Source organism: Vibrio sp. 2096, assembly GCF_033339595.1.
Classification (GTDB): domain Bacteria; phylum Pseudomonadota; class Gammaproteobacteria; order Enterobacterales; family Vibrionaceae; genus Vibrio; species Vibrio alginolyticus.
Genome location: NZ_JAWOUX010000013.1, coordinates 111,568 through 132,121, shown reverse-complemented (window position 1 = coordinate 132,121; position 20,554 = coordinate 111,568). Strand labels below are relative to the sequence as shown.

Annotated in this window: 20 protein-coding genes; 9 read left to right on the top strand and 11 right to left on the bottom strand. The window is 41.3% G+C overall.

Annotation, left to right across the window (positions count from 1 at the left end; all coding sequences use genetic code 11):
• Positions 1-96 precede the first annotated feature (96 nt).
• From R7Q41_RS20300 to R7Q41_RS20275, 6 genes are read left to right on the top strand one after another with little or no spacing between them, the layout of a single operon-like run.
• On the top strand, positions 97-744 hold the full coding sequence (locus R7Q41_RS20300; protein ID WP_025634121.1) for a hypothetical protein: 648 nt from the start codon (positions 97-99) through the stop codon (positions 742-744).
• A complete protein-coding gene (locus R7Q41_RS20295) occupies positions 744-2,381 on the top strand; it encodes a hypothetical protein (protein WP_025634122.1) in 1,638 nt (545 codons plus the stop codon). Before R7Q41_RS20300 ends, R7Q41_RS20295 begins: the two co-directional genes overlap by 1 nt.
• 17 nt (positions 2,382-2,398) lie before the next feature.
• A complete protein-coding gene (locus tag R7Q41_RS20290) occupies positions 2,399-3,961 on the top strand; it encodes a hypothetical protein (protein WP_025634123.1) in 1,563 nt (520 codons plus the stop codon).
• On the top strand, positions 3,951-4,691 hold the full coding sequence (locus R7Q41_RS20285) for a hypothetical protein (protein ID WP_025634125.1): 741 nt from the start codon (positions 3,951-3,953) through the stop codon (positions 4,689-4,691). Before R7Q41_RS20290 ends, R7Q41_RS20285 begins: the two co-directional genes overlap by 11 nt.
• A gap of 7 nt (positions 4,692-4,698) precedes the next feature.
• A complete protein-coding gene (locus R7Q41_RS20280) occupies positions 4,699-6,522 on the top strand; it encodes a GspE/PulE family protein (RefSeq protein WP_025634126.1) in 1,824 nt (607 codons plus the stop codon).
• A 3-nt stretch (positions 6,523-6,525) separates the two neighbouring features.
• Positions 6,526-7,614, top strand: coding sequence for a hypothetical protein (locus R7Q41_RS20275; protein ID WP_025634128.1), 1,089 nt, complete (start codon positions 6,526-6,528; stop codon positions 7,612-7,614).
• Positions 7,615-7,843: 229 nt separating this feature from the next.
• Here the strand turns inward: R7Q41_RS20275 and tnpC are convergent, their stop codons facing one another.
• From tnpC to tnpA, 3 genes are read right to left on the bottom strand one after another with little or no spacing between them, the layout of a single operon-like run.
• Positions 7,844-9,361: an IS66 family transposase gene (gene tnpC / locus R7Q41_RS20270; RefSeq protein WP_253645245.1), complete on the bottom strand. Its 1,518-nt coding sequence runs from the start codon at positions 9,359-9,361 to the stop codon at positions 7,844-7,846.
• A gap of 59 nt (positions 9,362-9,420) precedes the next feature.
• Entirely contained in the window at positions 9,421-9,774 is a 354-nt protein-coding gene (gene tnpB, locus R7Q41_RS20265; RefSeq protein ID WP_010451947.1) for an IS66 family insertion sequence element accessory protein TnpB, read from the bottom strand.
• Positions 9,771-10,097, bottom strand: a complete 327-nt coding sequence (gene tnpA, locus R7Q41_RS20260) for an IS66 family insertion sequence element accessory protein TnpA (RefSeq protein ID WP_010451948.1) — start codon at positions 10,095-10,097, stop codon at positions 9,771-9,773. Before tnpA ends, tnpB begins: the two co-directional genes overlap by 4 nt.
• Positions 10,098-10,203: 106 nt before the next feature.
• On the opposite strand from tnpA, the gene R7Q41_RS20255 reads away from it, so the two are divergent.
• From R7Q41_RS20255 to R7Q41_RS20245, 3 genes are all read left to right on the top strand, one after another.
• Positions 10,204-10,674, top strand: coding sequence for a hypothetical protein (locus R7Q41_RS20255; protein ID WP_318144644.1), 471 nt, complete (start codon positions 10,204-10,206; stop codon positions 10,672-10,674).
• Positions 10,675-10,785: 111 nt separating this feature from the next.
• Positions 10,786-12,201, top strand: coding sequence for a hypothetical protein (locus tag R7Q41_RS20250; RefSeq protein ID WP_139351514.1), 1,416 nt, complete (start codon positions 10,786-10,788; stop codon positions 12,199-12,201).
• Between the two features lie 64 nt (positions 12,202-12,265).
• Positions 12,266-12,763: a hypothetical protein gene (locus tag R7Q41_RS20245; RefSeq protein ID WP_025634132.1), complete on the top strand. Its 498-nt coding sequence runs from the start codon at positions 12,266-12,268 to the stop codon at positions 12,761-12,763.
• Between the two features lie 188 nt (positions 12,764-12,951).
• On the opposite strand, the gene R7Q41_RS20240 is transcribed toward R7Q41_RS20245, so the two are convergent.
• The 8 genes from R7Q41_RS20240 to R7Q41_RS20205 all read right to left on the bottom strand — a co-directional run bounded on the left by R7Q41_RS20240 (position 12,952) and on the right by R7Q41_RS20205 (position 20,494).
• Positions 12,952-13,302 (bottom strand): hypothetical protein, encoded by a 351-nt coding sequence (locus R7Q41_RS20240; RefSeq protein WP_025634133.1) that lies wholly within the window; start codon positions 13,300-13,302, stop codon positions 12,952-12,954.
• A 10-nt stretch (positions 13,303-13,312) separates the two neighbouring features.
• On the bottom strand, positions 13,313-13,717 hold the full coding sequence (locus tag R7Q41_RS20235; RefSeq protein WP_138058895.1) for a hypothetical protein: 405 nt from the start codon (positions 13,715-13,717) through the stop codon (positions 13,313-13,315).
• 82 nt (positions 13,718-13,799) lie between these two features.
• Positions 13,800-14,813, bottom strand: coding sequence for a recombination-associated protein RdgC (rdgC, locus tag R7Q41_RS20230; RefSeq protein ID WP_025634137.1), 1,014 nt, complete (start codon positions 14,811-14,813; stop codon positions 13,800-13,802).
• Positions 14,806-15,804 (bottom strand): hypothetical protein, encoded by a 999-nt coding sequence (locus tag R7Q41_RS20225; RefSeq protein ID WP_025634139.1) that lies wholly within the window; start codon positions 15,802-15,804, stop codon positions 14,806-14,808. Before R7Q41_RS20225 ends, rdgC begins: the two co-directional genes overlap by 8 nt.
• Positions 15,805-15,817: 13 nt before the next feature.
• Complete coding sequence (locus tag R7Q41_RS20220) at positions 15,818-18,379, bottom strand: DotA/TraY family protein (RefSeq protein ID WP_025634141.1); 2,562 nt, start codon at positions 18,377-18,379, stop codon at positions 15,818-15,820.
• An 8-nt stretch (positions 18,380-18,387) separates the two neighbouring features.
• Positions 18,388-19,008 carry a hypothetical protein gene (locus tag R7Q41_RS20215; protein WP_025634142.1) on the bottom strand — a complete coding sequence of 207 codons (621 nt, stop codon included), beginning with the start codon at positions 19,006-19,008 and terminating at the stop codon, positions 18,388-18,390.
• Positions 19,009-19,010: 2 nt separating this feature from the next.
• On the bottom strand, positions 19,011-20,159 hold the full coding sequence (locus R7Q41_RS20210; protein ID WP_025634143.1) for a hypothetical protein: 1,149 nt from the start codon (positions 20,157-20,159) through the stop codon (positions 19,011-19,013).
• 11 nt (positions 20,160-20,170) lie between these two features.
• Positions 20,171-20,494, bottom strand: coding sequence for a hypothetical protein (locus R7Q41_RS20205; RefSeq protein WP_025634145.1), 324 nt, complete (start codon positions 20,492-20,494; stop codon positions 20,171-20,173).
• Positions 20,495-20,554 lie beyond the last annotated feature (60 nt).

Below are 20,554 nucleotides of genomic sequence, written 5' to 3'. Positions count from 1 at the left end.
ATAAGAAATTGTTCTTATTCGTAGGTTACCTTACAGCTTCGTTTGTTGTTTGTTATCCGAAAATGACGTATATTTATCAAAATAATAGGGGTTACTATGATGAAATTAAGATTAATTTTACCTTTACTCGTGATGAGTAGCGCGCAAGCGGGGGTTGTATTTACTGAATACGAGTCAGATACCGCTTATGGTTTAAACGACATCCAATCTAAAGTCGGTTACCAAAATAAATTACCTGCTCACGAAATACTGAATGCTTTAGCACCAGCTGGTTGGCGGGTAAATATTGGACCAGGCATCTCTTCCCACCAATTAGCCTGGGTACCTTCACCTAATTGGCGCAGTGCTGTTGCTAAGATACAGGAACTAAATTCCGGTATTTATATTGTTCTAAATGAACAAGAACGAGTGTTGGCTGCATCCAAAAATCGTGAACACCTTACGTACCTTCAGACACGAACACCAAAACTCTGGACATTAGACCCTAAACTGTCACTCAAAGAGAACTTTGAGGTTTGGAATACAAAGTCCAATATCGACATTATTTGGGGCTCTAAATACGACTTCCCTGTTAAATCACGTTCGGTATTGATTGGTGACCTAACAGGAAGAGACGGAGTCTTAGATAGAGTGCTTAAGGAGACGTTAAAAACAAAAGAACCACTGTGGATTAGTTACAGCCCTGAAATTGGTGCTGCTCATATCCTAAAAGGCGGTTCTACTGAAAAAGGGACTTACCAGTAATGAACAACACATTGAAACTTAAAGCTCTCACACTAACCATTATCGCGCTTGTCAGTGGTTGTAGTACTCCTGGTAAAGATGCCAATAGAGTTGCGACAGCACAGGCAGACGCTGCCACTGAGACGATTCAAAAACACAGACTTAAACCCGGTATAGATCAGAGCGTCTACAGCGAAGACAATAATTACGTTATTCTTGGGGAACCTTTCAAGTTAAAAGAAAGGCAAGACCTTCCAGAGATTTTTCTTACCCCGAGTAAATTCATGTCATATCGCTCTAAACCCCTTAGCGACACGATTGACTATTTGAACAATAAGTATGCCTCGTATGGGGTTTACATTAGCTTTACTAGCGACGCTATCAAGTATCTTAACCAAGACTCTGGAAGTTCCAAAGCAAGCGGTGGTACAAGTGATTCTACTGGTGATGATTTAGACGTTTCGGCACTTTATACAGATACGAACAAAGGGTCACTATTAGATGGCGCAAAAGTGTCTATTTCCCTGAACTTTGAAAAGCACGTTGCTTTAAAGCAAGTGTTGGATGCTATCGCAGCAAAAACCAACCTATGGTGGAAATACCAATCTGATGGTCGTGTATCCTTTTACCGACAAGAAACTAGACACTTTCGGATCGACCAATATGCTGGTAGTACAACTTTAAAATCAAGTATCAATTCGTCTACTAGCGGTGGTCAGCAAGGCGAGGGGACAAGCTCTCAAACTTCGAGTTCTCACTCATATTCATTTGACCGTGACCTAGGGAAACCAATGGACCAACTCCTCAAGGGGATTAAATCCATTGCTTCTGAAGATGCAAAAGTAGAAGTGTTACCTGCACTAAGTATGGTTGCTGTAACTGACACACCTCGAAAGCTGCGAATTGTTGAGAACTTTATTGATGAGTCAAATTCTACTGCTGGAAAGATGATCAGGCTCGATATAGAGCTATGGGAACTGATCACTACAGACGAATCAAATTACGGCATTGAGCAATCTATTAAATACGCTAAGAATGACTTCGAACTTAAAATCGATGGAGTTCCAGTTGGTGATGCAGCTAAGTTAGGTGGTTTAGGGCTGAGTATCGGTGATGGTAGCTTCAAAGGCACTGAAATGGCATTGAAGGCTCTTCAGGGGACTAAATCTCTTTCGCTTAAAAAGTCAATTACGACAACTGTACCAAACAATGATGTTATTCCAGTCCAGTTCGTAAATGAAAAGAAATATGCGGATAAAATCGACCAAAGTGTATCTGGTGATGTTGTAACACAATCTGCAAGCACAGATACAACAACAAACGGTATTGTTTTCTTAGCTTCACCACGTGTTAACTCAGATGGAACAATTGCTGTCCGTATCGTAACTGATGTAAGTACCTTAAATGCAATTGACCCACTAGAAGTTGGTAATACACAACTTCAACTAACAGACAGAACTGTTACTGCCATGGTTAGCGCTAGAAATATCCGTTCAGGCGAAACAATGGTTATGACTGGGTTCGAGCAAGTGATTGACAATGGCCAAAACCAGTCAGTTCTAGGCGATTTGCTATGGATGTTTGGTGGCAATGACTCTAATGCTAAAACACGCTCAGTGATGCTAGTAATTATCACGCCTCATATCGAAAAAGTTTAACCCAATTAGGTCCTTTTATGCAGTCACTAGAAGAACTTGGATTTGATAGGCACTACATCGGTTTAGATTGGTACGAGGTTTCAGAATCCGATAAGACCATCCATATCAAAAATCTGGTTAACAAATACGACGCTACAAATGCAGTAATTGTTGAAGGGTCAACAATTGATGATGCACCAAAATCAACAATCGGTTTCGCTCAAAGCATAACGACAAAATACTACAGCGCGGCGGCAATCGTCGCTCGCGCTATTTGTGTCGATCACCCGAATGCTTTCTTCATACAAAAGCTACCATCCGGTAAATATTGGTATCTTTTGGTAATTGATAAGTGCCCAGCTGGTGGTGAGAATGATTTGGTATTTGAAACGGTGGAAGAAGTTATCCAACAGATCTTCGACCATTATCAAATGTACGATCTTCATCACGTAAAATTACGCTATGTAGTCCCTAATGAGATAACAGAAAATATCTCAGAACTATTTGAAGAGTCACGTTCAGAGTACCAACAGCACTCATATGACGTCATATGTGAAGCTGTACCTAATGAAAAGTTCGCTCAAATTCAAACAATTGAGCAGCTACTCAACACAAACCCCCTATCAAAGATAAAACCATCCCACATCGTATTTGTGGCTCTTGGAATTATATTTTTGATAGGTGTGCAGGTATATAAATCTAACTCCAAGCAAGAGTATGTAATTCCTGACATAGATTCAATGGTGAAGAAAGCATCAAGCAGTACTCTAGCTAAGCAAGCTGAAAACGATTTGAATCATAAAAAAATCGAGAGAATAGACAAGGCAAATGCAACTAAAGAGGAAGCAAAATGGCTTACTCAACGTTTAACCGCATCAGATCCTAAAAAGGTCATTTTGAACCTTAAAGCCTATATTAACTCTCTTCCTGTTGATGTTGGTGGATGGTTCCCAATGACTGTCGATCTCGTTACCAAAGGAATCATTACTAGAGACTCATCAACAGTAGACAAACCAGCAGACCAAGAGTTTTTTCATGAGACGACCGTTTTGTGGAAAAACGGAGGGACAACGGTTGCCAATTTTAGAGACAACATCGAATTCGATGGAACTATCACTTATTCACTCTCTGGAGAAGAGATTACTACGTCTCAAATAGTACCGCTTCCTAAACCAGACCATTATTTTGATGAAAGTGACGCTTTTATCTTCATAAAGGAAACTCACGGCCACTACCTAGACTTACTAACCTTCATTCAGCAACAAGCAGAGAAGACACAAGGAAGACTGTACGGAGCGATTTCAGCAAACCGCAAAACAGAAAGGGAGATCCCTTTTAAAAACGAAACATATTCCACTGAAGTAAGAAACCCACAAATAGATTACACCGTTGTGAATGTACAACTTTCGTTAAGTGGGTTTGGTTGGGCATTTAACTATTTGGACCAACTAGCTAACGATATCGACAAATTTAAAAGCATGATTATACAGAGCATTTCGATAAATCTGGAAACAGAAGAGATCGTTCTTAAGATGCAGTACATACACGAAAGTAGCATTCTTAATCAACAAGACAAAGAGGTTTCATTACGTGAAAATTAATACTATTACCCTATGCATCGCGACCCAATTGTTGAGCTTTACAACTTTTGCAAATGATCAATCCGGGCAGACTTACCAAGACATCCAAAAACAACGAAGCCTCTCTATAGAGGAAAACAAATCACTCTCGCAAAATGAGTTGATACGAGCCCAAAAAGAGCATGCTAATAAGATGTTAATGCTTGACAATCAGTATCAGCAGCTTTTGATAGAAAATAACAAATTACTAAACGGTGGGCCTGAACCGAAAAAAGAGAAGGCATCGGATGAAGAGCGTTTAGCAAAATTCCAGGAGGAGACTAGGACAAAGCGTAGAGCTCAACGAGAAGCTGAAGTTAATGCTCTGCTAAACGAAATGGAAAAACAAATCTTCGTTACAGATATTTATGAGATAGCTGGTCAGTTGAAAGGTGAGTTTTGGCATAAGGGGGCTATCCAAACTTTAAAAGAAGGGGAGAGCTTTGGGGACTGGTATGTAGATTCACTGTCATTTCAAGGCGCTGTAGTCATGCCTTTCGATTATTCAACTCACAAAATGGACAAATCAAGAGCACGACATATCACGGTTAAAACCTCTGACGAAGCAATTGACCGCTTTAAGAAAGCGCAAACATTCCGAGACCGTATTATCGAGCAGAAGATTGGGGAGCTTTCAGAATCAAGTATGTTTGGAGCCCCGGCGCCTACATTAATTAATGACTCTCCCTCTCAAGGTTTAATGTTCAAGTGAGAATTTCATGACTAGTACTAACTTAGCAGAGTATAGACCTGCAACCAGCATTGTAGAATCCAGCGCAAACGAATACGACATTTTGTCAGATTCAATTTCTGGTGATTTAATAAAATACTTTGGTAGTCGTAGTAGCTCTAGTTCACACTTCTTTAACGACTTAACATACGACACTAGAGAACAACTTCCTTGGGCCTTAGGTGGTATCATTGACAAGGACAAAGTGGCACATCCAGCTTATGGTAAAAAATTCCTTATTTCGGATGGCCATATTCAAGGTATGGATGAAGGATACAACTACCTTACCGTCTTAATGACAGAAGACTTTTCAAAGTCAATCACACAAGTTCGAGCGACTATCAGAGATGATTTGGGATATACCGATCATACTCATACAAAAGTCATTAATCTTAAGTGCTCAGAAGACCTAATCCTATTACTTGCTGATGTCATCTTCATGGGCTCTGAAGAAAACCAATCTAAAGATGATGAGGGCAGAAGTTTTAAAGCGATCACTGCGTCTGTTTTAGAATCACACCCTGCAACGTCAGACATTCACTTTGAAGTATCTAATATACCTGGCAACACGTTAGTACGTATACGTGTAGATGGCGATTTAATTGATTTCAAAGAATATACATACGATAGGCTTTACGAGACGGTTGATGTTGCTTACAACATCATCGGTGGGGATGAAGCATCCGGCTCTAGCATCCAAGGTAACAACCTAAGCTGGAAAGAACCTCAATCTGGTAAATTTATCTACACGTATAACAATACTCAAATTGAAATGCGTGTTGAATTTGCACCAAGAGAAACTGAGGGCGGTGGAGATCTAGTATGCAGGATTACCAGTAAAGGGGAGAAATCCTCTATAAGAAAGCTAGATAAAGCTGGATATCACCCAGTTCAAACGCTGTTGATTAAAAAACACTCCAGTAAAAAACAAGGAAATATACTGTTTGCTGGTGTTACAGGTTCTGGTAAGACCCAGTCCATGTATTCAGTTATCGATTACTTACAAGACCTGTACAAATCTACTCGGAAGTTTGTTACTGCCGAAAACCCTATCGAGATGAACTTAGAGGGCGTTTCACAAGTTAACTTAGAAGATAACTCTAGCGCTTCTGATAATGAAATGAACACATTAACCAAGCAGTTTGAACGAATTTCCGAAAGCTTCATGCGACTAGACCCAGATATCATGGGTACAGGAGAAATACGTTGCTACAATTCAGCAAAATTTGCAATTGAATCTGCCCGAACTGGCCATGTATGTTTCTCAACAATACATGCCGCATCTTCTTGTGATGTACCAGGTCGCTTGGACGGTTTCGGAGTAGCTAGATCAGTCTATCAATCATCAAACACCCTAACTGTCATCATTGCTCAGTCTTTAGTACGAACCGTGTGCCCGTCCTGTAGTCGAAGTTATGATGAGCTTCCGAATAACTCTCCATTAGTTTATTCATTAATACAAAGCTTATCTTCCCTAGAGTTACTTGAGTACCTGCCGAACATACGTTTCGCAAAGCAAGGTGGGTGTGAAGAGTGTAATTATTCTGTAGATGGCCGTGTTGGACGAACACCTGTAGCTGAAGTCTTGGCGCCAGATCAAACAATCAGAAACCTATGGGCTAAAAACGAAGATGATTTGGCTAAAGCTCATTGGCTAAACACTGGTGGTTTTACTAAGTTAGAGCACGCAATTTATAAAATGTGCAAAGGGGTATTGGACCCTGAGATGATAGAACGTGAAATCGATCAACTTGTGGTCTCTCGATTAGATCGTGAAGAGCTAAATGTTTCTCTCTACCACCCAGAGGTTTAATTAATGGAAAACGATATTAACCAAAAGTTGCTCAGAATAAAGAGTCAATACCTTAGTGATGACTTCATTGATACCTTAAAGCTAAAGTATACAAACTTTCGTGTGGGCTCAAAGAGAAAGTCTCAACTTCTAGAGAAAATTGCATCACGTTTAGCAGATGGTGATTCAATCGTAAATGTATTGGACTCCCTCTATGAAGCATATAAGTCCCAACAACCAAAATCCCAAGAAACAAAGTTCGTAAAATATCTTGCAGACCGGTACCGATACAGACCAGTTATCTCATACATGCTCGCACCATTCTTTGATAAAACCACTATTGGAGTTGCTTACGCAATCGAGAAGAAAACTGCAGCATACAAAGTAATACGCATATGTGTCAGCCAATTACAAAGAAAACAACAAATGAGAGGTGCTGGCTTTTTAGGAATAGTCGGTCCAATTATAGGTGTTGGTTTGATTATGTTGATTTGTAGTCTTGCACACTTATACATCTATGCTGTGCTGTTTAAGGGGCTTAATATAAAACCAACTCCTATTATGACATTTGCAAGAGAGTTTACAAAAACTGTATACGAGCTAAGCCCATTTATTACAGGCACATTGGTGATATACGGGACCTGGGTAGTTTGGAGTTTACCCAATCAAATTAATCGGAGATTAACTAAATTACCACCTTGGAATGTTGTTGACGCGATTAATTCCGCTATAACCCTACAAACATTCAATGCTCTTTTGAAAGTCGGGATGCCCTCTTCAGAAGCACTAAAGCTTGTTGGTTCCCACTCAACGCCATATGTAAAACATTGGTGCCAAAAAATGCGTCTTAATATGATTGGAGGAAAGAGTGAAGGGCAAGCACTCGCCTGTGATTTCTTTAGTAGAGAACCAAGAATTGAGATTGAGTCGTATGCTACAACCTCTGACTTTACTAATAAACTAGACGATATCACCGAAGAAGTATTTGCTAACACTGAAATGCTAGTAAAAAAGCTTACGACAGGGATCATGCTCGGTTGCATGATGGCAGTTTTAACTGTAAACGCCATAGTTGGCCTTTCTATTTCTTCAATTGGTCAAACCCTTAACTAAGTTTGATAATAAAATTAACAAATTGTGAAAACCATATTCCACTTGATTGATATATGCCAATCATGTATAAAATCCAATAGCTTTCAAAGAGGAAAATAGCTATGTTATTTAAACCAAAAAAACAATATTCAAAGAAACTAAACCGCGTTCATGCAAAACGTAAAGGTGCATTTCTATCTACAGAGCTTCAATTAGTCCGTAAGCGCCCCATGAACACACGGGCGCTTTTTTATGTGTGGGAGAAGTTCCAGGGAAGAAGTGAGTCGATATCAGGCTCGGGCTTAGCCAACTCTTTCATGCACTTAACCATGTAGTCGTACAAGATAAGGTCATTCGCTTTTGCTGTCTCGATGATGCTGTAAAGCATTGCGCTGGCGTCGGCACCTCTGGGAGTGTCAGAGAAGAGCCAGTTTTTTCGGCCAATAACCATGGATTTTATTGCTCGCTCAGCCCGATTGTTATCGATAGACAGGTGACCATCTTCGACATACCGAACCAGTTTCGGCCACTGACCAACCGCGTATTTGATTGCTTTGCCTAGTTCACCTGTACCGATGACCTTTTGCGATGTCAGCCATTTATGCAGGTCATCAAGCATAGGTTTCGCCAGTTTTTGTCGTTCAGTCATTCGCTCCAGAGCAGACCTTCCTTTCAGGCGAGTTTCAAGCGCATACAGTTTTTGGATTTTTGCCAGAGCGACATCCGCTTTTCCTGTTTTGCCTTTACCTTGTACCTTCTTCGCATCCATGAACTTACGGCGAGCATGAGCAAGACAGCCAAGGTGTTCAACCTTCTCCAGGCCGTCATAGACTCGGTATCCATCCGTTTGCAGGTAGCCATTGTAGTCACCAAGGAAGCCGATGGGACATGCTCTTGAGCGACGATTTTGATAATCGTACAGCACGATGTTTTTAACGCCTTCCAATGTCGCTTCAGGAGAGTCAGCACCAGAGCAGTAAACCCACATATAGCATTGCTTATCTTCTTTAAGCACGGTTAGTGGTGTTTCATCTGCCTGGATGACCACCTGCTCCAGCAAGTGTTTGTGCAGAGCGTTATACAACGGAGTAAAACGTTCGCTGACCTGCATCATCCAGCGAGCCATGGTTGTTCTGGATAGCTCGACACCAGACTGCTCGAACAGGGCTTCCTGACGGTAAAGCGGTAGCGCGTACTGATATTTTCCAAGGATGATGTTAGCCAGAAGGCTTTCTGTCGCGAAGCTTTTAGGGATAATACTGGCAGGTGCAGGCTTTTGGCTGATGCTAACCTTATCGGCTTCCTTTTCACACTGGCGGCAACTGTACTTAGGGCGAACATATTCCAGAACCTTCAGTACTGCTGGCGTGAACTCCAGCTTTTCACAACTATCTTCACCGATTTTATGCAGAGGGTGCTGGCAGCATGAGCAGACTTTTTCATCATCATCCAGGTCCAGAACGATATGCTCACGGGGCAAGTCTTTAGGAAGCGGCTTGCGTTTACCTCGTACTTTTTTGGTCGTGGTTGTCGTTACCACTTCCTGTTCGTCAGAGGCTGCATCGACCTCGCACTCCGCTTCATTAAACAGGTCACCCTGTGCATCATCATAAGGTTTGAGTGATTCAGAGCGTTTGGCGAACTGACGGTCGATAGCTAATTTGAACTGTTCAAGCAGCGATGCCTTTTCAGCCATAAGGGCTTTTACCATCGCTTGAAGCTCGGCAATATCTTGGCTGTCAGGGTTAATATCAGGCATCTTTTTCATGGCATCCATTATACTAAAAATGCCGCTGCAACACCTGATACATCTGACTTTTATAACGATTAACTCATTGTAAAATCGTGTATTTCAACAGGCTTATGGCCGATAATAGTGAAGCCTGAGAGCAGCCTGTCCAACTCAAATTGGTTGAGGGTAAATACCTGTTTTTTCTCCTGGGAAGGCCATTTGAACTTCGCTTTTTCCAGTCGTTTATACCAGAGCGCGAAGCCCGTTTTATCCCAGTAGAGTATCTTTATTTTGTCGCGCTGTTTGTTGGTAAACAGGAACAATGCTCCTGAACTCAGAGGCAAGTTAGTTTCACACTCAACCAGTGCGGCCAGACCGTTAATGGATTTTCTGAAGTCAACGAACTCACGATACAGGTAGATAGCAGGCGCGTTAGTTAATCCCCTCATGATGATAATGCACCGATAAGTTCGGCCAGATAATCTGTTGGCGTGCCTTGCGGGATGCTCAACTCAACATCGTTAAAGCAAAGCGTCATATTTTCTGTTGCGGAATTCGTTACCTGATAGCGAGTGGTCTGTTCAACTACCTCCGCTCGGACAAAACTGCATTGCTGGTTTTCTCTGGTTAGCTTCAGCGACCGTCGCTTTGAAAAGAAAGTTGAAGGGCTGAGTTGATTCTGTCGGCAGAACTCTCTTTGGTTAAGAGAGCTGTCTTCGTATTGCTGAAATATTTCCAGCCATTCCTGATCGCTGCGTCGTCGGTGAGCCATGATCTTATCTCCTTATTAGTGAAGATAAGATCATAAGTCTGGTGCCTGGCTAATTGAATGTGTGCTTTGTGGGGCGCTTACATTAGTCCTGGCATTCGTGGGCATTATGGTTGTCGGTATTGCTACAACTATGGGGGATTCAGGTGCGGGTAAACTTGTTGACGATGCTGAGTCAGCTCTACTACAAGCATCGGACGAACTACGACGTACAGTGGGTGGCTTTGGTTCATACGCATCTGTTAACAACACTGACTGTTACGACAAAAACATCTGGCCTTCAAGCTGGTTAAGTGCAACCCAAGATGAATTTACCACACCTTTTTCTGATAATGGCTTGACCTGTGGAAGCGTAGACACCGCGACTAACCGTGATGGGATTACAACTACTGGTACAGGTAAATTCTTCACTTTCACTTTCTCAAATGTAGAAACAGATCAGTGTAACCTACTCGTTGGTCGTGTATTCCAAAACTTCGTTGAGATCCAGGTTGAAGGTACGCGAATTGATGGTAATGACACTCTTAAAACACAGTGTGCATCTGGCGATGAAGTAGCAATCACATTCATCAACCGTTAATCATTATTAATAAGAGTGGCCAATATGCTGCCTAGAACCTCAATCAAAAGACAAAGAGGCTTTTTCCTTCAACTTGGCATATTGGCCTCTACTGTCGCTTTAAGTATCATCATGTCCACTTACCTCATGATGAAAAGTGATCAATACGAATCTCAAGTAGACCAACTTCAAGGGCAGCGTATAGCAACGCTGCTTCATGCTATCAAGAATGCCTCAAGACAAAGTGGCTCATTAGCCCAATGGAATCAGCCGGGCCAACCCTTCCAAAACGGTGCTGAGCACATTGGAACAATGTGGTTGAAGCCAAACACCTGTGGTGGTACCCAAACATCTGAGTTCCTATTCTGTGACTTCGAAGATTCCCCTAGAATTGGGGATAACATGCAATACAAAACTGAAGTTACAAATGATGGAACCCAGGTCGAACTCAAATTAACTGTCTCAAATACTGCTGAAACTCGGGGATTTGACTTCTCTGGTGAAAACGGAGTCAAACGTTCATGTACTATAGCCCGAATTGCTGGTGGAGGTTTGGCAAACCTAAATTCAGGCACCTCAATCTCGCAAGTGGATTGCGACTTTGATACAGGTATCATTACTATGGATATCACTTGGGGCACAAGCTTCTCTGATGACCTGAGTATCCATGGTACAAACTCACCGTTAGCTACAATCGACTGGAATGGACAGGATGTCGATAATATGGACCGCCTTGAAGTATCTAGCATTGTGGACCGAGAAAACCCTGTATTTAGACTCGATTTGAATGGAACCAGCAACCTCAACAACCTCAACGTTAATTCCATAGACGCGAACTCCGGTACTATTGACACGTTACGCTCCAATTCTGCAAACTTAACTAGTGTTCGCGGCACTGACCTTGATTACGATAACGCTGACATTGATCGTGCTGATATTAATAGAGCTGACATCAATAACGGCGATATAAATACAGCTAGTATAGGCTCAGCAACAATAGACCAAGCTACAGTACGGAATAGAATCAACCAAACCAACTCATCGCAAATGAATAATTTCGCAGGGGGCTTGGCAATCGGTACTGGTTCAAACATATCAACTCTAGAGAATGGCTCTCTTTATGTCCCTGGAGCCGTTGTTGATTTCAATGACCCCTCAATGTTTTTTGACCCAAATGGCGTTTCTCGAACAAGAGACATTCGTTTGACATCGAGAGGGGGTGTAGCTCTCTCAAACCTAACAAGTAAATATGTTCACCAAGGTTCCGCTACAATAAACGGAGTTGGTGCAATTAAAGGTGTAAATTGTGGTGATGGTGCAGGTTATGCGGCAAATAGAATTGTTGTAGACTGGCAAGATAGTAAGCGTTACCACTCAGCGAACGGTGTAGTCGTATCTGACTATTCATTAAACCGAATCGGTGTTACAAAAAATGCATCTGGCTCACAATTTCTTGTCCGCCTTTACTCGTATAATTTCAAAACTAAACTTTGGGAAACACCTAGAGAAAACCGAGCACTAGCAACTATCTATTGCTATTACCCTTAAATATCTTCCCTTCCAGGGCATACCAAACTATAATATATTATAGACTAAGCTTAAGGTATGCCCTATGAACCTACTTCTTGCTATCTTCTTTGGAATTCTTCGTACTCCGGCTCTACTTTTTTATGTAACTACAGGAGTCGTTCACTACGTAATGGGCAAGCTCGTAAGGACGGTCCTAATCCCTTTATCATACGTAACAGAGAAACTCCTTAAACCCAATCACTATCTAATCGGCCTTGGTGGCCTTTTAATACTATACAAAGGATATGAGTATCTACGTGCTATAGCAGTATCAATTGCTGATACAGAAGTGTTTCTATATATGCCCGTTTGGTTACTAAGTTATCTTGAGTTTAGTGATGTACCATTTGATAGGCTAGGCTTGCCGGGTGCACAAAGACCACTTACAGAATCAATGTTAGATTTCGAGCAGGTATTGTTTGGTAAATTCGATGTAATTGATTTGTACTTGGTCTGGTGGTGGTTCTTTTTAGGGAGTCAACTAGGGCTTTACATCTACTATGCAGTAAACAGGCTTTTGAAGACAATGAACCTCGATTAAGACAATGAAAAAAGAGCCATTATCTGAATTAGTCTGAATGCAATCTGTGAGTTTCTTTATCTCGATGTGACTAGGTCTGACAGGTTGCCCTTAATCGGCTCTGTCCAATAGTTTGCTAGAGATTGAATGACTTTCTAATGTTCTCTATAGCTTGAGTGCTATACATAACCATATTTTCCCCTTGGTCGTTATACAGTTCCAATTTTCTTGATTTTAAAGTGTGGATTAGTTGCCAGCTTTTTATCTAGTCGAGGTGCTAACCACTCTTTAAACGCTTTTTTCCGTTCAGCTTTTCTAACATCTTCCACAGCAAATACTTTGTATTTTGCTTGGTTTTTTGGCTCGCCAAGCCACTTCTTGATAGCTGAATCTGTCCACAATCGATCTGTTTTTAGTCGAGTTACCGTAATCCAGTTTTTCGACCACTCAACAAAACGCTTTCGCTCTTTGATAGCTCGAATCTCTTGTTGGCTTTTAACCCAATTGGGATCGACAGCAAACTGCTTGTGGCCGATAAACCTACCGCGAGGCTTAGGCATCCTTTTCCCCCTACGACTGGTTAGATGGTTCACGGACTTTGAAGCCGTTTGGTCTAGTTAGTGAAACGGCATCACCAACCCTAGATACATTCCATGTTTCAATTAAGTTAACTTGGTCGTTTATAACTCGCACTTTGATGTTTTCATTTTCAGGATCTATTTTGATGCAATTATTGCCTCCAACTGAATGAGAGTACCCAAACAACCAATTTACGGACTCGTTGGGGCACTCTTCGAATCCATGAACATAACCAATTTCACTATCATCAATCTGTAGCTCAGCTACAGGTGAGATGTAGATAGTAATATCAGCCATTTGCTCATTGACCATTTCGTTATAATCATCTACAAGGTCACAAGCACTCAAAAGAGGCAGTGCGATAGCTAATGTTAATATGCTTTTCAATTTCATCATTTCCCCTTAAATTACGTTTCTTGTTTTCAGCTCATCTACGTGGCGTTCTTCACGATAAACACGAGATCATGGCCCTTATACATCAATCAATGCTTTCAACAAATCCCTCTATTAGCTCAGATGTATTCGATTGTGCACCACCAGCGAATCCAGTTGAGCTATTTAATGAAGGTAAGATTTCTTTTATAAGGTTCAATATTGACAGTCGAGTTAAAGTGTAGGAGGTCATATCTTTAACTCTTTTTGCTTCCATCTCCTGGGCGGGATTATTGATCTCCATTTCCTTATTGGCCGTTTTTATTTTCTCTTTTAACAGCCCTAGTTGCTTGATCTTAGAAAACTTTAATTCGTTATTAACAGTAAACCCTAAAGTGGCGTTCCATTCGCAAGATAGTTGAAGTGGGCGCTTTTGCGCTAGTAAATTAGCATTGATTTCATCTGACTCAATATCCTGGTTACTGTATCTCACCTTGTTCGCACCGTTCGCTCTATTCTCAAATGCAATATCACCATTTTTAATTGCCAACGTAGGCGGTAACTCCAGGCTGCTAAGCCAACTAGTAAATACACTCGAAACATCATTATTAACTGTTAGCGGGCTCGCAGGAAATGTTTTGAATGTAAGCTTGAATAAATCAATAATCGCTTCAACTTCTTTGTTTCCACTTGAACCGATAAAAAGAAACTTTAGCTCAGTATTAAACCAAACAATGATATCTTTGAAACGTGTAAGCGATTTCGGTATAAGAAGGTTTTCACACATTTCACGTAAATTCTTGACATCTTGTGAAGAAACCTTGGCATTTACTCCCCATGTCCTGGGGGAATCTTGTGCAAGCTGAATCATTTTCTGCCTGACAGCTTCGTCCAATGTACTAGATGCAACAGACCTAAAGCGCTTTTCTATACGAAAAATGTAATCGTTTTCTAGCTTAATGTAAGGTTTATTTGATTGCAGTAACTCAGCCCAGCCATATTTAGTCTTAATCGCACCAGTCAAAGGCTTCGCTTTCAGTTTCTCAAACATTTCAGAGTGCAGATTTGGGTCCAAGTTGAAGTCTTCAGGTAACTTGTAAATCACAAAGGTTTTAAACATGATTTACCTCGGCTTTATTGGAAAGTGGCAGTAAACGCATAGGATCTTTTTTGATGGCAACTAAAAATGAATACACAGAACCAAAGCGATTGGTGTCATATTGCCAATATAAATGCAGGTAATGAAAATAGATAAAGGAAGTAAATGCACTTAGCAAGGTCAAATACATGGATGTCATTAGGTAACTAAATTGAACCTCCGAGGTTACTATCGTTACAATAATGAATTTGGCAACACTGTTTACAGCGAAGAAGCAAAAAGCCAATACGAAAAATAGCGTTAGCCAAATAGACAGCTGTAGGTTTCTGGCTTTGCCTTCAACCTGTTCATCATTCATGTCGAAACCAGCTTTAACAACCTCATCGAAAGGTACAAGATTGAAGTGTACGGGGGTCTCCATGAACGGAACCATTTTCATATGGGCGGGGACAGCTCTAACAAGTTCCATGTACGTAGTTGGCTTCACTTCGGTACGCTGAATGGTTAAATCATACCGTCCATCTTCCCCTTTTTTTAAAATCAAACGGTTCGCTGATTCAGAGGCTGTCAACTGAGGTAGATGAGGGCTAATTTCAAGCATATCGTTTGCTAGCTGCTCATTAGAATCACTGGGACGCTCCTCGTGTTTTAGAACCAACAAACGATTACTGTCTTTCTTAAAATCAGGAACACTTCCATTAGCCTCTGAAAACACACTCGATTCAAACAAGCTATAACCATGTTTCAGTAGGTACTCTCTATTGACTTCGGTGTATGAGTCTAGATAAGGCAGGGACGTTAAAGGGTCAAAAGATTGCTGATAATCTCTTGCAGACTTTATTTCATTTAGTAGGCCTCCAGGGAGCCTGTATTCATTATGAATACTCTCCAGAGCTCTATCTATAGGGGTTATATGAACCCACTCAGTCCAAAACCTCAGTCTAAACATATTCCATGTCCAATCATTTGGGGTCTTGCTTGTGGCGTTTTTAAAAAAAGTTGAAAGTATCATAGATTACATAGTCCTATTTGCTTGCACTTGGTGGTCGTTCAGACTTTTCACCATTTCCTGTGTTTCCATTTCCGTTATTACCACTGCCATTATTACCATTGCCTTGCTGATCCTGTTGAGGTTGTTGTTTTTGAAGTGAACCATTAAAAGCATCAGACATTTTGTTGAAGGTACCATTCGTTGCTGATAGGTACTGATCAGAATCACCAAATTGACCAATAGCATCTGTAGCAACCCAAGACATTAAATTGTTGGCAAATAAGTTCGGAGCTTTTAGACAATAAACAAGTAAACCAAATAGAACGATTGGATATCCTCCTGTAAGCATCACTAAATCAAAAAGATCCCAAGAGGAGGGTAGGTTAACTCCAATGGACTTCCACCAAACGCTATTAAGGAAAGCTAAGCTGAGGTTACACATTGCAAAACCAAGCATTAATCCAATTACATGAAGAGTCGGCCTCAGGAATATGGCTCCGTAGAGAGCTGCCATTCTTAGACCATGAACAGCCATTAGCCCTTCACCTGCAGCAGAGGCTAATAAAGCACTGCCCAGGGCAATGCCTGCCAGAGCTTCGGCACAAATGATGAAAAAAGCGGTAACAACAAATAGGAATGTAATTATTGGCACCATTGGCAATACATTACCTAGAATAAAAGCACCGATAAGGCTAGATACAACCAGTGGAGCGACTGTTTTAACGAAGAAGGCCAAAGGTATAGCGAATGGAGCTGACAAAGCAGAACTCTCGAGGGCACCTTTGATGACATCTGCGCCTTCAGTTGCCAATACAACGATGTACCAAATGTTCTTAAGCGCTTCACCTAACGTAGATAATAACGCCAAAGCATTTGTAGACCCTGTAACGTCGAATAGAGCTCCATCATAGTCAATGCCGCTCATCCCTGGCGTTTCTATTGCAGATGCCAGATTACCATTATAATTACCAAGGCTTAGAGCTGAGCTTAATATTCCGGAAGCAACAGATACTATTGCAGACTCGTTGCCAGTCGCCGCTGCTTTTGCGTTTTCATTTGTCGAGTGAACGGCCATTAGTGCGGACCAGTTATTCAACTTCTGCGCCTCAGGCCAATCTGATTTTATGTCTCCACTCATTGCAAGTTGTTCAGTTAAGTCCCAAGTGAACTTTGGAAAATTGCTTGCCAGCCAATACGTCTTACATTCGTTTGCTTCATCTATTTCATCATCAAGAGATGAATCGAAAAGGTTTATACTTGGAATCCATGAGAATACAGAACGGCAGAAACTGGTTCTTTCCGGTATATTTGTACTCATTACATTGTCTAATGAAAAACCTACTCCAGATGAAGCTAATTGCATCATTCCATTCATACGGCTAAACGCTAGAGGAGCCATCATCCAGCCCCCTTCTGTTAATTCTTCGACCAGCGAGGATGAGCCTGATATGCTGATATTCGCTTTAGAACTACCGCAACGACTTGCTTCATATTGACCCTGCCAAGACTGAGATAACTCCCCCATATAACCGCGCTCTACAACTTTAGACTTACACATTGCTAAATCAACGTGCGCTTTGAATAGGTTTTCAGCTAACTCTTTAGAGCCTAATTCATTGAGTAAATATTCACGATAATAAGAGTCATCACTTCTTCGCATTGCCGTTACATATTTTGATAAATCTGCGTTCTTCAGCCGCGATAACATACTCGATACAAGCGTGTGTAATTCTGACATGAAAGTGAACGTAGCCTCTGTACCGTAGTAGTTCGAGTAATATGCAAGCTTTTGCTCCACTGATGAGCTAGCAGTAGGTTTACGGGCGAAATCAAACCTGATTGAACCACAGGCTCCTCCACGAAATTCTAAAATAGCGCCAGTATTTTCAGCCCCATTCTTTCCTATAGGCTCATCGACATAATTAAGAGAAGAAGAAGACCCGCTTGAATTAGGGTACATTGAGCTGATTCGTGAAAATGATGGAAATGAGTCGGTTGGGAATATGCTAGATGTCCCATTTGAATTAATCGATTTTAAAGTGAATTTTCTATCATTTGAGCTTTCAAACAACTCAGCACAAGAAAGCATAGAAACCATAGTTTCTCCAACTGAGAACACTTCACCTACATTCGTAGACGCTATTTGCGCTCCAGTATGATTCACATAATCATTTACTCCAGCTTTCCAGAATACATCAGCTGCTCCCGCACCATGGACGATTACATACATCCCAGAAGCTTGTCCTACCGATACAAAGGAACCAGCAGCATGAATCATAGGCGCCAATGACCCCAACGCTATTGCAATTCTTAATGGAACGTATGGTGACATTTTCCCAAAGACATGACCTGTAGCAGCAGCATTCATCATGATGTGACCAGAGTTATATATGACATTTATTGATCCATAGAGTAGGGCTAAGAAATTGAGCCCCCCCAACATGACCATTAAAGGCGTCAATGTCGCTTCTACACTCTGATTACCAAAAAGGTGATGTACCCAACCACCGAATAAAATTGCTAAAAAGTTTGTTGTCGACCCTGTCTGAACATGAGCCTCTATACAAGTAAGAGTAAAATCTGCACAAGTTGCCATAGGGGACCTCAGTTCATGGTTGCAGCTGTGATAGTGTTGCTCAGTGATTGATAGAAGAAATCGATGTACACAAGGAAAATTCCGAACCCCATATGAACAACAATATGACTAAACTTAATTTGTCCTGACATCTGTGGATTGGCTAAGAGAGTTATTCCCATCACACCTCTGAAGTAAGATATAACTCCGTAAATAGACATGACCGCAAAACAAGCTCGTATAGCAATAGAACGAGTTTGCATCCCCGTTCCTACGGTAGAAACATTGACTAGGTTAGTAGCTCGCTGACTTATGTCATCAAACATTGCCGCAGAATAGGGAGTGCTAAAATCTAATCCTGAACCATGCCAAAATAGACTCCCCCAAGCAGCTATTCCTTCTCCAAATTTCCACATAAATGCTGAAGCTATAAAAACTGCCATTATCAATTTAGGTGAGGGAGGACTTCCATACATTTGGCTAACCATGGGGGACGACGTTCTTGTCCTCATGAGGGCAAGCCATAAATAGACACCCTGGACAAATAGATATAAACCCAGCCCCTGAGCTACTAGGATTATTCCATCAACTAAAATGACAAATTCATGCGTCAGAAACCGCTCTAGAACGTCAGTGACCTCTACAGCCATAATTAGTATTTCCTTGCATTTCCAGCTATTTCATTTAGCAGTTGAGTTTGTAAGCCTAAATTGAATTCGCTTGATAACTGGGAATCCAGTATATGACCCAGCAGAGCAAGGACCCTTGCATCAATTTGAGCGTTCATTCTTTGGACTTGTTCCACAGTGGTAAAATTAGCCTTGCAAGCTTGACCAGCTGGTGTGTTTAACCAATCATCCATTTCACGCTGGGTATTTACCATTGCGGCTTTGCGTGAATAACAAGACTTGTCACCACCATTTCCGTAGAGCTTTATTTGCTCAGGAGAGTTATAGAAATCAATATCAGCCTTTATTTGCTCAAGAATAGATTGAATAGGGCGCCCATTTTCATCACGAGGGTTGGTGAGCCCGTTAACTCTAAGAGCTGTATTAAATCCAGCTGTAGTTCTTAGATGACGTTTAAGCCATCGGTTGTAAGCCATCTTTGCATCTGCACCCGAGTTTTCATTGATAACTTGGTTATTCTCACCGCGGGGCATTTTATTTATTTCACCGGAGCTAAAAAGTACTTTAAGCATGGTGTCAGTGCGCTCTTTCTCATCAGTTGATTTGGAGTAGCCACCTTCACCCATGCCGGGTAAAACACCTTTTATATTTAATAAATCGAGTTCAACAGTATCTCCATGCGTAACGCCCTCTAAAAGTGATACAGACTCATCTGCTAATGATTGCAGCCCTGTTTCACATCTATCTCCTTCACAATCAATTTCATCTGAAAGCTGCACAGCAAAATCAAGGCTATTTGTCTGGGCTTCGCAATAAAAGTCATCTGTAGCTTCATAAAGTGCAGACACCGCTGCTATGCCATCACACATCAATGGTGAGGGTTCCATCTTTGCTTGAAGCTCAAGGTTAGAAGTTTCCGAAACACTGTTAGAAATGGCCTGTGTTGATGCGAGTTCGCGCATCGTATCTTGAGATGCTTTCCATTCCTCCATTAGTTCTGTCATTGTCATTTCAGAAATCTTTAAACCCTTTTCTTCAGCCCATAACATCGCATCTTGAGCACTTTGGCTGATTATCTGACCTAAGCCTGTTGGGTCTGTACAGATTACGGCGTTTGCTGTCCCTGGCAATAAGACCGCCAGGGATAAACTTAATAACGTTTTCTTAAACATTAGCGTGCTCTCTATAAATCAAACCCACCAATATCAAATGATAGGTCTTGAGTTGGTTGAGACGGTGAGTTTCCATCATTTGATGGTTTGGATGGAGTTGCTTCGTTGAATAGTTCGGAGAAGTCGAGTTCAGGCACTTGTGTATGTTCAATAGAATGACCAGTCTTCAACGCCCTATCCGTATTCAATGCGTATTCTGAAACACCAATTTGCAGACACATATGTTCGAACTTTGCATCGTTTAGTCCAACCTCGCGATTCGAGGCAGGGTGGTTTCTTAAGATATGCATTTGTGGGTCGACCAATGGGCCGATAATTGAGTTATTGAATTTCATTTCAACCTCTAATAGACTCGAAACTAATGTCATATTACAATAAAAAACAACATCAGCAAA

Excerpts from the sequence above, each read along its gene's own strand:
- R7Q41_RS20205 (WP_025634145.1), bottom strand. The coding sequence starts at position 20,494 with ATGAAATTCAATAACTCAATTATCGGCCCATTGGTCGACCCACAAATG.
- R7Q41_RS20275 (WP_025634128.1), top strand. The coding sequence starts at position 6,526 with ATGGAAAACGATATTAACCAAAAGTTGCTCAGAATAAAGAGTCAATAC.
- R7Q41_RS20245 (WP_025634132.1), top strand. The coding sequence starts at position 12,266 with ATGAACCTACTTCTTGCTATCTTCTTTGGAATTCTTCGTACTCCGGCT.
- R7Q41_RS20235 (WP_138058895.1), bottom strand. The coding sequence starts at position 13,717 with ATGATGAAATTGAAAAGCATATTAACATTAGCTATCGCACTGCCTCTT.
- R7Q41_RS20215 (WP_025634142.1), bottom strand. The coding sequence starts at position 19,008 with ATGGCTGTAGAGGTCACTGACGTTCTAGAGCGGTTTCTGACGCATGAA.
- R7Q41_RS20225 (WP_025634139.1), bottom strand. The coding sequence starts at position 15,804 with ATGATACTTTCAACTTTTTTTAAAAACGCCACAAGCAAGACCCCAAAT.
- tnpA (WP_010451948.1), bottom strand. The coding sequence starts at position 10,097 with ATGGCTCACCGACGACGCAGCGATCAGGAATGGCTGGAAATATTTCAG.
- tnpB (WP_010451947.1), bottom strand. The coding sequence starts at position 9,774 with ATGAGGGGATTAACTAACGCGCCTGCTATCTACCTGTATCGTGAGTTC.
- R7Q41_RS20300 (WP_025634121.1), top strand. The coding sequence starts at position 97 with ATGATGAAATTAAGATTAATTTTACCTTTACTCGTGATGAGTAGCGCG.
- R7Q41_RS20290 (WP_025634123.1), top strand. The coding sequence starts at position 2,399 with ATGCAGTCACTAGAAGAACTTGGATTTGATAGGCACTACATCGGTTTA.
- R7Q41_RS20210 (WP_025634143.1), bottom strand. The coding sequence starts at position 20,159 with ATGTTTAAGAAAACGTTATTAAGTTTATCCCTGGCGGTCTTATTGCCA.
- rdgC (WP_025634137.1), bottom strand. The coding sequence starts at position 14,813 with ATGTTTAAAACCTTTGTGATTTACAAGTTACCTGAAGACTTCAACTTG.
- R7Q41_RS20220 (WP_025634141.1), bottom strand. The coding sequence starts at position 18,379 with ATGGCAACTTGTGCAGATTTTACTCTTACTTGTATAGAGGCTCATGTT.
- R7Q41_RS20255 (WP_318144644.1), top strand. The coding sequence starts at position 10,204 with ATGGTTGTCGGTATTGCTACAACTATGGGGGATTCAGGTGCGGGTAAA.
- R7Q41_RS20280 (WP_025634126.1), top strand. The coding sequence starts at position 4,699 with ATGACTAGTACTAACTTAGCAGAGTATAGACCTGCAACCAGCATTGTA.
- tnpC (WP_253645245.1), bottom strand. The coding sequence starts at position 9,361 with ATGAAAAAGATGCCTGATATTAACCCTGACAGCCAAGATATTGCCGAG.
- R7Q41_RS20295 (WP_025634122.1), top strand. The coding sequence starts at position 744 with ATGAACAACACATTGAAACTTAAAGCTCTCACACTAACCATTATCGCG.
- R7Q41_RS20250 (WP_139351514.1), top strand. The coding sequence starts at position 10,786 with ATGTCCACTTACCTCATGATGAAAAGTGATCAATACGAATCTCAAGTA.
- R7Q41_RS20240 (WP_025634133.1), bottom strand. The coding sequence starts at position 13,302 with ATGCCTAAGCCTCGCGGTAGGTTTATCGGCCACAAGCAGTTTGCTGTC.